The organism is Kluyvera sp. 142486 (assembly GCF_046569695.1).
Lineage (GTDB): Bacteria > Pseudomonadota > Gammaproteobacteria > Enterobacterales > Enterobacteriaceae > Kluyvera.
The window spans coordinates 1-9,921 of record NZ_JBKHUI010000034.1 but is presented as its reverse complement, the minus strand read 5'-3'; the positions used below and the strand labels follow the sequence as shown (position 1 = coordinate 9,921).

The window sequence follows — 9,921 nt, the reverse complement described above, 5'->3', positions numbered from 1 at the left end:
TACGACCGGAAAACCCAGAGTGTGGTCCGGATAGACTGAAAAGTGTTACCTATGTTCCCGGTCTGATCTGTCACCTATGTATCCGGTCATACACTTCGCTTATCCGGCCTACATACCTGCGTTCATCCCACTTTCACTTCCCACCTCTCATCCGTTTTTCTGACTTAAGTGATCCCGTTAACAATGTGATGTAAATGTCGGGTGCTGTTCCTGTTCATATTCGTTTCAAGGTTGTTAAATCAAGTGTGCTTGCTATGGACACAAAATGTAACATCCTCTGCTACTGATACGGACAATAACTATGAACAATTCAGGGAAATACCTTATATGGGCATTACTCTCCATTGTCGGAGCGTTTGCCCTCGGCTACATCGCCCTCAACCGTGGTGAACAGATAAACGCATTGTGGATCGTCGTTGCGGCGGTCTGCGTTTATCTCATCGCTTACCGTTTTTACGGTCTCTATATTGCGAAAAAAGTGCTGCAGGTTGACCCGACGCGCATGACGCCTGCCGTGCGTCATAACGACGGCCTCGACTATGTACCAACGGACAAAAAGGTGCTGTTTGGGCACCACTTTGCGGCGATTGCCGGAGCGGGCCCGCTGGTGGGGCCGGTGCTGGCGGCGCAGATGGGCTACCTGCCAGGGATGCTCTGGCTGTTAGCCGGGGTGGTGCTGGCCGGTGCGGTCCAGGACTTTATGGTGCTGTTCGTCTCTACCCGTCGTGATGGCCGTTCACTGGGCGAACTGGTGAAAGAGGAGATGGGGCCGGTCGCTGGCGTCATTGCACTGGTGGCGACGTTTATGATCATGGTGATCATTCTGGCGGTGCTGGCGATGATCGTGGTGAAAGCGCTGACCCACAGCCCGTGGGGAACCTATACCGTTGCCTTTACCATTCCGCTGGCGCTGTTTATGGGGATTTACATTCGCTATCTGCGCCCGGGACGCATTGGCGAAGTGTCGGTTATTGGCCTGGTGCTGCTGGTGTTTGCCATTATTTCCGGCGGTTGGGTGGCGGCAAGCGAAACCTGGGCGCCGTGGTTTGACTATACCGGCGTACAGCTGACCTGGATGCTGGTGGGCTATGGCTTCGTGGCTTCTGTGCTGCCGGTGTGGCTGCTGCTGGCACCGCGCGACTACCTTTCCACCTTCCTGAAAATCGGCACTATCGTCGGGCTGGCGATTGGCATTCTGATTATGCGCCCAACGCTGACCATGCCTGCGCTGACCAAATTTGTTGACGGTACCGGCCCGGTGTGGACCGGCGACCTGTTCCCGTTCCTGTTTATCACCATCGCCTGCGGCGCGGTCTCTGGTTTCCACGCGCTGATTGCCTCCGGCACTACGCCGAAGATGCTGGCGAACGAAAATCAGGCCTGCTTTATCGGCTACGGCGGTATGCTGATGGAATCCTTCGTCGCCATTATGGCGCTGGTTTCCGCCTGTATTATCGACCCAGGCGTCTACTTTGCGATGAACAGCCCGATGGCGATGCTGGCACCGGCCGGTACCGTTGACGTGGTGGCTTCTGCGGCGCAGGTGGTTAGCAGTTGGGGCTTTGCGGTAACGCCGGACCTGCTGCATCAGATTGCCAACGAAGTGGGTGAGCAGTCGATCATTTCTCGTGCGGGCGGTGCGCCGACGCTGGCGGTGGGGATGGCCTATATCCTTCACGGGGCGTTGGGCGGCCTGATGGACGTGTCGTTCTGGTATCACTTCGCCATTCTGTTTGAGGCGCTGTTTATTCTGACGGCGGTGGATGCGGGTACCCGTGCCGCGCGCTTTATGCTGCAAGACCTGCTGGGCGTTATCAATCCAGGGCTCAAGCGTACGGATTCTCTGCCTGCTAACCTGCTGGCGACGGCGCTTTGCGTGCTGGCCTGGGGCTATTTCCTGCATCAAGGGGTCGTTGATCCCCTGGGCGGCATTAACACCCTGTGGCCGCTGTTCGGTATCGCGAACCAGATGCTGGCCGGTATGGCGCTGATGCTCTGTGCGGTGGTACTGTTCAAGATGAAACGTCAGCGCTACGCGTGGGTTGCGCTGGTGCCAACCTCCTGGCTGCTGGTGTGTACGCTGGTGGCAGGTTGGCAGAAGTCGTTCAGCGAAGATACCCGCGTGGGCTTCCTGGCGATTGCGAACAAGTTCCAGGCGATGATCGACAGCGGCAACATACCGCCGCAGTACACCGAATCGCAGCTGGCGCAGCTGGTGTTTAACAACCGTCTTGATGCTGGCCTGACCATCTTCTTTATGGTGGTGGTCGTGGTGCTGGCGCTGTTCTCCCTCAAAACCGCGCTGGCGGCGCTGAAAGAGGACAAGCCGACGGCGAAAGAGACCCCGTATGAGCCGATGCCGGCCGATGCGGAGAACCTGGTCGCACAGGCGAAACGCGCGCATTAATGTCTTTACGTGTAGTTTGTTGATGTTGTAGCCCGGCCGAGCGCAGCGACGCCGGGTTTACCCAAAGGATAAAAACAATGTTTGATACCCTCTCGAAAGCCGGAAAATACCTCGGCCAGGCGGCCAAAATGATGATTGGCGTGCCGGACTACGACAACTACGTCGAACATATGCGCATCACGCACCCGGACCAGACGCCGATGACCTATGAAGAATTTTTCCGCGACCGCCAGGACGCACGCTACGGTGGAAAGGGCGGTGCTAAGTGCTGTTAATGTTTATTTAGACATCTAAACGTCTTGATTGCCATACGCGTTCGCCGTGTTATATTGATGTTAACTTTGGCATCACGAGCGGCAGACGCAGAATGACGAATAAGCAACTCATCCCACAAAGCAAGTTACCCAACCTCGGCACCACCATTTTCACCCAGATGAGCGCGCTGGCGCAGCAGCACCAGGCGATTAATCTCTCGCAGGGGTTCCCCGATTTTGACGGCCCGGCCTATCTTCAGGCGCGGCTGGCGTACCATGTCGCCTCCGGGGCGAATCAGTATGCGCCGATGACCGGCGTGCAGGCGCTGCGTGAAGCCATCGCCGAGAAAACGCAGGCGTTGTATGGCCATTCGCCGGATGTGAATAGCGAGATTACGGTCACCGCCGGGGCAACCGAAGCGCTTTACGCGGCGATTACCGCGCTGGTGCGTAATGGCGATGAGGTTATCTGCTTTGACCCGAGCTATGACAGCTATGCGCCTGCGGTCGAACTTTCCGGCGGCATCGTGAAGCGCATCGCGCTACAGCCGCCGCACTTCCGCGTCGACTGGCAGGCATTTACCGACATGCTCAGCGACAAAACCCGGCTGGTCATTCTCAACACCCCGCATAACCCCTCAGCCACCGTGTGGCAGGCGGCTGATTTCGAGGCGCTCTGGCAGGCGATTGCCGAGCGCGAAATCTACGTGCTCAGCGATGAAGTGTATGAGCATATCTGCTTTAGCGAGGCCGGACACGCCAGCGTGCTGGCGCACCCGCAGCTGCGCGAGCGGGCGGTGGCGGTGTCATCGTTTGGCAAAACCTATCATATGACCGGCTGGAAGGTGGGGTACTGCGTCGCGCCAGCGCCAATAAGCGCTGAGCTGCGTAAAGTGCATCAATATCTGACCTTCGCCGTCAATACCCCGGCGCAACTGGCACTGGCGGATATGCTGGGTGCTGAACCCGAGCACTACCGCCAACTGCCTGATTTTTATCGGGCGCGACGCGACCTGTTTATTGACGCGCTGAGTCAGAGCCGACTGAAGCTGCTGCCCTGTGAGGGAACCTACTTCCTGCTGGCGGACTACAGCGCCATTTCCGATCTTGATGACGTGAGCTTTTGCCAGTGGCTGACTACCGAAGTTGGCGTGGCGGCGATCCCGCTGTCGGTCTTCTGTGCGGCACCCTTCCCGCATAAGCTGATTCGCCTGTGCTTTGCCAAACAAGAAGCGACGCTGCTGGCCGCCGCCGAGCGTCTGTGTCGCCTGTAGCTATTTAACCGTCCAGGCCTGTGAGAACTGGCGATTGCCGAAGAGTTCGCACAGGCCGTTAATCTGCTTCAGGCGCAGGACTTCATCGGCATCCATTCCCAACTCTTTCCCCATTTTTTCATCGCTCCAGCCGAGCTGGCTCAGTTCGCGCACAATCTCCGACATGGCGTTAATTTGATGACGCCCACGCGCACGGTTGTGACGAATAGTGGCGGCCATCCTGGCGGGTAGCGATTGGTCCTGATGTTCCAGTTGGGTGATGGGGAGATAGCCTTGAAACCGTTTTTTTAACCCAGATTTGGATTGGGACAACAGGTGGCGGTGGAAGCCATCGACAATTTCAAAGCGGTGATCCTGTTTTTCAATGACCACGATAGGTTGGGTAAAACCATCGGACTCCAGCGATTTGGTCAGCAATCGCTTCTCCTGCGGGGCCATGTTGTTCGGGTTGTAGTCGTTGGGTGATATCTCCTCTTCTTTCACCCACAGTACGCAGTCTATCGGCTCATCGTGAAAGGGGCTTTCTGCATGTAGCGCCAGGCGAAACTGGTTAATTGCGTCAATTTTCTCTTCAAAGGTGAGCGTGTGCAGATAGTCGTGAAGCTGGTTGATTAGTCGTTGTCGCATAAGATCCTCCATTGTTGACGCTTTTGTTCCATACGTGTGCGGTAGCGTTGATAGTGCCTGGCTTTAGTGGGGCTAAACGAGAGCATTCGGCACCAGTAGTCATTGCTTAACAAGACCTTACAGATACGTCGCCATGAAGGGATATCTTTCGACCCCAGATCTTTTTCCTGGCAGTCTGGAATATCATTCCAGCCCTGTTTGAAGTACCAGTGAAGATAGACGGCGATTTTATTGCGGTAGTGGTCAGCGGTGGCTTTTGGCATGCTTTCCAGCAGGAAGAGCGCATAGGTACGCCAGCTGTAGTGGCTCGGCTTGTCGATTTTCCGATGGCCGTAAAACTGGTTGTCCTGCCCGGCGTAGACGCCGCCGCTGTGTACACCGCTGACCCGCTGGCACATATCGGCCCAGCGCTCCGGTTCAAGCACGTGATAGAGCCACAGTCCCTGGCGCTGCTCCGGGCCAAAGGGTTCGCAGATACGCATATAGCGCAGCGGCACGCCCGCCTGATACATCAGGTTGTACAGTGGATTGTAGGGTTTCTGGCTATTGGCAAACCAGGTCCAGACATCCGCCGTTTTCCAGTCATAGATCGGATAGACGTACCAGGCATGATTGCCCGGCGCGACGGTCGTCCAGGGCTTATCGTCGGCGAAGCGTCGTTTGCGTTGGGAAGAAATGGTTAAAAATCGGTTGTAGGATTCATCGGCACGTATGCCCACCATCACGGCGGCAGGGCGCTGCTGTGAAAACCATTCGGCGAAACATTGCACGAATCGCTCGAAGGTCATTCCGGGTTCATAAAAAGAGAAAAAGGCGGGGTCAGTAATAGCATTTTCCGGCGGTTGGCGGACCCATTTTGCATTCGGCTCCCAGCATTGCCATTCCGGATTAAATTGGGTGAGGGAGTTCTGAGTGGTTAGCGGGAGCGCGACCCAATAAAAATTTTCAATAACATCTTCGTACATTGCGCGCAGTTTTTCGCAATGGGCGATGGTATAGGAGAATTGCGCCTCCCAGTCGATAAACAGTACGCTGAATTTTTTTCCAGTTTGACGTGCCAATTCGGCAGTTAAATGCAACATCACGGTGGAATCTTTTCCGCCTGAAAAAGAGACGCAAACACGTGAAAAATTATTAAGTGTCCAGTTGATGCGCTCCCGACTTGCCTCCAGAACGGACTGAGGCAAGGGGAGTTTTATGATAGACATAAGTCAGAAATCCTTTATGACAGCATCTAATAGGTTCCGACATAGTACTCTATTCTTAGATGTAATAAATGCAATAATGAATATATTAATTATTTATGATTTTGTTTTTGATATTTTTTCTGTGAATGTTTTGTTTCTTTTTGTGCTTTTTTTATGATTTCAGAGAAAAAAGGAGAGGTCAGCGAGGCGCGACTGTAGACCATATAAAAAGTAAATTTTTGCAAAGGGATGGGGGTATTTATCTGTTTTAAGTTTAGCGGTTCTTTCAGACGTTCAAATACTAGTCGGGGGACGAGAGCGATTAAATCGCTATGGTGAATGATGTTAAAAACACTCATTAATGAAGAGGACCTGAAAGCAACGTTTCGTTCTGATAAACGTGCCGAAATATAAAGTTTTTGGAACTCTTTTATCTGGTGCTCACGCGATTGAAGTACCGCAAACCTCTCCTGTAAGATTTCCTCCAGCGTGGCGTCGTCTCCAAGCCGCGGATGCGCTTTACGGCTAATTAGAACCGCCTCGCAATCACAATAGGGTGTGCAAATTAATGCTCGATTTTCACAATTTTCCAGCGTAAATACCACGTCTGCTTTACGGTAATTGAGAACGTCTTCAATTTGATCGTTCTCTGTGGCCGTGTCGTGGTAGATCACTTCCATGCTGGGATCTTCAAGCAGAGTATCCATAAAACGGGTGAGTTTTGGCATTGCGTGAAATTGCGGGCCGTAGACCACAAAACGTTTTTTCAGCTCCGTTTTCCCCGTGATGTTAATGGTTTGCTCGATACTGTTGAGATTCTGTTCCAGATGGTGATGCAGATTCACGGCGACGGTGGTCGGCGTAATCCCTTTACCTGCCCGAACAAATAGCGGGTCATTTAATTGTACGCGCAGCCGCTGTAGCGATTGGCTGACGGCGGAGGGGGTGATGAATAACGTTTGCGCCGCTTTGCTGATGCTCAGGTTTTGGTAAATGCACTCGAAAATTATCAGAAGGTTGAGATCAAAACGTTTTAGGTTGTAGAGGTTAGCCAATTAGATATCCTTTTTTAACATAATGAATACATGATAAATATGAATTGCATTATCATGGAACAATCCCTGTTCGAAGAACTAAATTTAACTTTTAATAACGCTTAATATATATCAGCTAATGAGGATTAGCTACGCCATATTTAATTAATAATCTCATTATTAATATGAATATAATTTATTATTAATAATAATGCTGGGTGTTAATTACTTTGAATTCAACGACATGACGCCAGGTATCAATGAATGGCGTAGCCTATCACAGTCATAGGGAGGAACGACGGCGGGCTGATTGCCCTTTACCGGCCAGGATGATGTAATCCGGGTGCTGTTACCGCCTTTGTTAAGGTATGTAGAGCGCAACAATAAGCCAGCCAGGCTGGCGCTGAATTCACCTGCTGGGGATTCAGGTAACGGGGCCGCTGATGCGGCCTTTTTACTTCTGAGGGTGAGCGATTTGTGCCCGTCCTCGTCATAGGTTCACAAAGCTGTCTTGTTCTGGTTGTTAGATAACGCTTATTGATTTGATAATGTAAACGCATTGGTCGAATCAGGAAAAGTTCGTTAACTTAGACCTCAACGAAAACACGGAGGAAGTACTCGATGTCTTTAATTAATACCAAAATCAAACCTTTCAAAAACCAGGCGTTCAAAAACGGTGAATTCGTAGAAGTTACCGAGAAAGATACCGAAGGTCGCTGGAGCGTCTTCTTCTTCTACCCGGCTGACTTCACCTTCGTATGCCCGACCGAACTGGGCGACGTAGCTGACCATTACGAAGAGCTGCAGAAACTGGGCGTGGACGTGTACTCTGTTTCTACCGACACCCACTTCACCCACAAAGCATGGCACAGCAGCTCTGACACCATCGCGAAAATCAAATACGCGATGATCGGCGACCCGACTGGCGCCCTGACCCGTAACTTCGACAACATGCGTGAAGATGAAGGTCTGGCAGACCGTGCAACCTTCGTTGTTGACCCACAGGGTATCATCCAGGCAATCGAAGTTACCGCTGAAGGTATCGGCCGTGACGCATCTGACCTGCTGCGTAAAATCAAGGCAGCTCAGTATGTTGCTTCTCACCCAGGCGAAGTTTGCCCGGCTAAATGGAAAGAAGGCGAAGCCACTCTGGCCCCATCTTTGGACCTGGTCGGCAAGATCTAAATTTCCGTCGTCTTTCGCGCCACTGCGGCGTTGGCGTCGCGTGTTCACCCCGGTCACTTACTTATGTAAGCTCCCGGGGACTCACCCGCTAGCCGCCTTGCCGTGACGCGAAATACTTAGGAAATTACCCCCATTATAACGGGTGCGCGAGTGCCCGTTTTTTTCAATAGCGTCCATGATGCAAGCGTATTCAGGCTGCCTGACAAAGGCCGCTTGCATGATGATGTTTTAAGCCCAGGAGATAAAAATGCTCGACACCAACATGAAAACCCAGCTCAAGGCCTATCTTGAGAAGCTGACCAAACCTGTTGAGCTGATTGCCACGCTGGATGACAGCGCTAAATCGGCAGAGATCAAGGAACTGTTGGCTGAAATCGCTGAACTGTCAGACAAAGTCACCTTTAAAGAAGACAACACGCTCGCGGTACGTAAGCCATCGTTCCTGATTACTAACCCAGGTTCCGACCAGGGCCCACGCTTTGCGGGCTCCCCGCTGGGCCACGAGTTTACCTCGCTGGTGCTGGCGCTGCTGTGGACCGGCGGTCATCCGTCGAAAGAAGCGCAGTCTCTGCTGGAGCAGATCCGCGATATCGACGGCGACTTTGAGTTTGAAACCTACTACTCGCTCTCCTGCCACAACTGCCCGGACGTGGTGCAGGCGCTGAACCTGATGTCGGTACTGAACCCGCGCATCAAGCACACGGCGATTGATGGCGGTACGTTCCAGAACGAAATTACCGATCGTAACGTGATGGGCGTTCCGGCGGTCTATATGAACGGTCAAGAGTTTGGTCAGGGCCGTATGACGCTGACTGAAATCGTAGCGAAAGTGGATACCGGCGCGGAAAAACGTGCGGCGGAAGAACTGAATAAACGAGATGCTTACGATGTGCTGATCGTCGGCTCTGGCCCGTCCGGCGCGGCAGCGGCGGTTTACTCTGCGCGTAAAGGTATTCGTACCGGCCTGATGGGTGAACGTTTTGGCGGCCAGGTACTGGATACTGTTGATATCGAAAACTACATCTCCGTGCCAAAAACCGAAGGCCAGAAACTGGCAGGTGCCCTGAAGGCGCACGTGAGCGATTATGACGTGGACGTGATTGACTCCCAGAGCGCGTCTAAGCTGATCCCTGCCTCGGTTGAAGGCGGCCTGCATCAGATTGAAACCGCGTCCGGCGCGGTGCTGAAGGCACGCAGCATTATCATCGCCACCGGTGCTAAATGGCGTAACATGAACGTACCGGGTGAAGATCAATACCGTACCAAGGGTGTCACCTACTGCCCACACTGCGACGGCCCGCTGTTTAAAGGCAAACGCGTGGCGGTTATCGGCGGCGGTAACTCCGGCGTGGAAGCGGCAATCGATCTGGCGGGCGTGGTTGAACACGTGACCCTGCTTGAGTTTGCGCCAGAAATGAAGGCCGACCAGGTGCTGCAGGATAAAGTACGCAGCCTGAAAAACGTCGACATTATTCTCAACGCGCAGACCACTGAAGTGAAGGGCGACGGCAGTAAAGTCACCGGTCTGCAGTATCGTGACCGTGTGAGCGGCGACGAGCACCACGTAGAACTGGCGGGGATCTTCGTGCAGATTGGTCTGCTGCCAAATACCAACTGGCTGGAAGGCGCGATTGAGCGTAACCGCATGGGTGAAATTATCATTGATGCGAAATGCGAGACCAACGTGAAGGGCGTATTCGCCGCGGGCGACTGCACCACCGTGCCGTACAAACAGATTATCATCGCCGCTGGCGAAGGTGCGAAGGCGTCACTGAGTTCATTTGACTACCTGATTCGTACCAAAACTGCATAAAAAGAAGACAATGCCTGCAATGTCAAAGGCCACCGAAAGGTGGCCTTTTTTTGTGCACAGAAAACCCCCAGCTAGGCTGGGGGTTCCGGAAAGCTTTCAGCTTTAAGCCAGTTATTAAAACCCCTTTTGATTTGTTAAAA

At 53.0% G+C, this 9,921-nt stretch carries 8 protein-coding genes; 5 read left to right on the top strand and 3 right to left on the bottom strand.

Going from position 1 to position 9,921, the window contains the following annotated elements; translation table 11 throughout:
- The first annotated feature begins 301 nt into the window (after window positions 1-301).
- From cstA to ACLGE8_RS22500, 3 genes are all read left to right on the top strand, one after another.
- Window positions 302-2,407 (top strand): pyruvate/proton symporter CstA, encoded by a 2,106-nt coding sequence (gene cstA / locus ACLGE8_RS22510; RefSeq protein ID WP_185669848.1) that lies wholly within the window; start codon window positions 302-304, stop codon window positions 2,405-2,407.
- Between the two features lie 77 nt (window positions 2,408-2,484).
- Window positions 2,485-2,682 carry a YbdD/YjiX family protein gene (locus tag ACLGE8_RS22505; RefSeq protein ID WP_035895883.1) on the top strand — a complete coding sequence of 66 codons (198 nt, stop codon included), beginning with the start codon at window positions 2,485-2,487 and terminating at the stop codon, window positions 2,680-2,682.
- A 92-nt stretch (window positions 2,683-2,774) separates the two neighbouring features.
- Window positions 2,775-3,935: a pyridoxal phosphate-dependent aminotransferase gene (locus ACLGE8_RS22500; RefSeq protein ID WP_411001340.1), complete on the top strand. Its 1,161-nt coding sequence runs from the start codon at window positions 2,775-2,777 to the stop codon at window positions 3,933-3,935.
- Here the strand turns inward: ACLGE8_RS22500 and ACLGE8_RS22495 are convergent, their stop codons facing one another.
- From ACLGE8_RS22495 to citR, 3 genes are all read right to left on the bottom strand, one after another.
- A complete protein-coding gene (locus tag ACLGE8_RS22495) occupies window positions 3,936-4,562 on the bottom strand; it encodes an IbrB-like domain-containing protein (protein WP_411001338.1) in 627 nt (208 codons plus the stop codon). It lies immediately after the preceding gene.
- Window positions 4,547-5,770, bottom strand: a complete 1,224-nt coding sequence (locus ACLGE8_RS22490) for a phosphoadenosine phosphosulfate reductase (RefSeq protein WP_411001336.1) — start codon at window positions 5,768-5,770, stop codon at window positions 4,547-4,549. The genes ACLGE8_RS22495 and ACLGE8_RS22490 overlap by 16 nt, the downstream gene beginning before the upstream one ends.
- An 89-nt stretch (window positions 5,771-5,859) precedes the next feature.
- Window positions 5,860-6,804, bottom strand: coding sequence for a DNA-binding transcriptional repressor CitR (gene citR, locus ACLGE8_RS22485; RefSeq protein ID WP_411001334.1), 945 nt, complete (start codon window positions 6,802-6,804; stop codon window positions 5,860-5,862).
- A gap of 600 nt (window positions 6,805-7,404) precedes the next feature.
- Between citR and ahpC the strand changes: the two genes are divergently transcribed.
- Together ahpC and ahpF are read left to right on the top strand one after the other, a co-directional pair.
- Complete coding sequence (gene ahpC, locus ACLGE8_RS22480) at window positions 7,405-7,968, top strand: alkyl hydroperoxide reductase subunit C (RefSeq protein WP_035895873.1); 564 nt, start codon at window positions 7,405-7,407, stop codon at window positions 7,966-7,968.
- Window positions 7,969-8,215: 247 nt separating this feature from the next.
- Entirely contained in the window at window positions 8,216-9,781 is a 1,566-nt protein-coding gene (ahpF, locus tag ACLGE8_RS22475; protein ID WP_411001332.1) for an alkyl hydroperoxide reductase subunit F, read from the top strand.
- Window positions 9,782-9,921 lie beyond the last annotated feature (140 nt).

Bases quoted from the DNA above. Each gene is read 5' to 3' on its own strand.
- cstA (WP_185669848.1), top strand. From the start codon at position 302: ATGAACAATTCAGGGAAATACCTTATATGGGCATTACTCTCCATTGTC.
- ACLGE8_RS22505 (WP_035895883.1), top strand. From the start codon at position 2,485: ATGTTTGATACCCTCTCGAAAGCCGGAAAATACCTCGGCCAGGCGGCC.
- ACLGE8_RS22500 (WP_411001340.1), top strand. From the start codon at position 2,775: ATGACGAATAAGCAACTCATCCCACAAAGCAAGTTACCCAACCTCGGC.
- ACLGE8_RS22495 (WP_411001338.1), bottom strand. From the start codon at position 4,562: ATGCGACAACGACTAATCAACCAGCTTCACGACTATCTGCACACGCTC.
- ACLGE8_RS22490 (WP_411001336.1), bottom strand. From the start codon at position 5,770: ATGTCTATCATAAAACTCCCCTTGCCTCAGTCCGTTCTGGAGGCAAGT.
- ahpC (WP_035895873.1), top strand. From the start codon at position 7,405: ATGTCTTTAATTAATACCAAAATCAAACCTTTCAAAAACCAGGCGTTC.
- ahpF (WP_411001332.1), top strand. From the start codon at position 8,216: ATGCTCGACACCAACATGAAAACCCAGCTCAAGGCCTATCTTGAGAAG.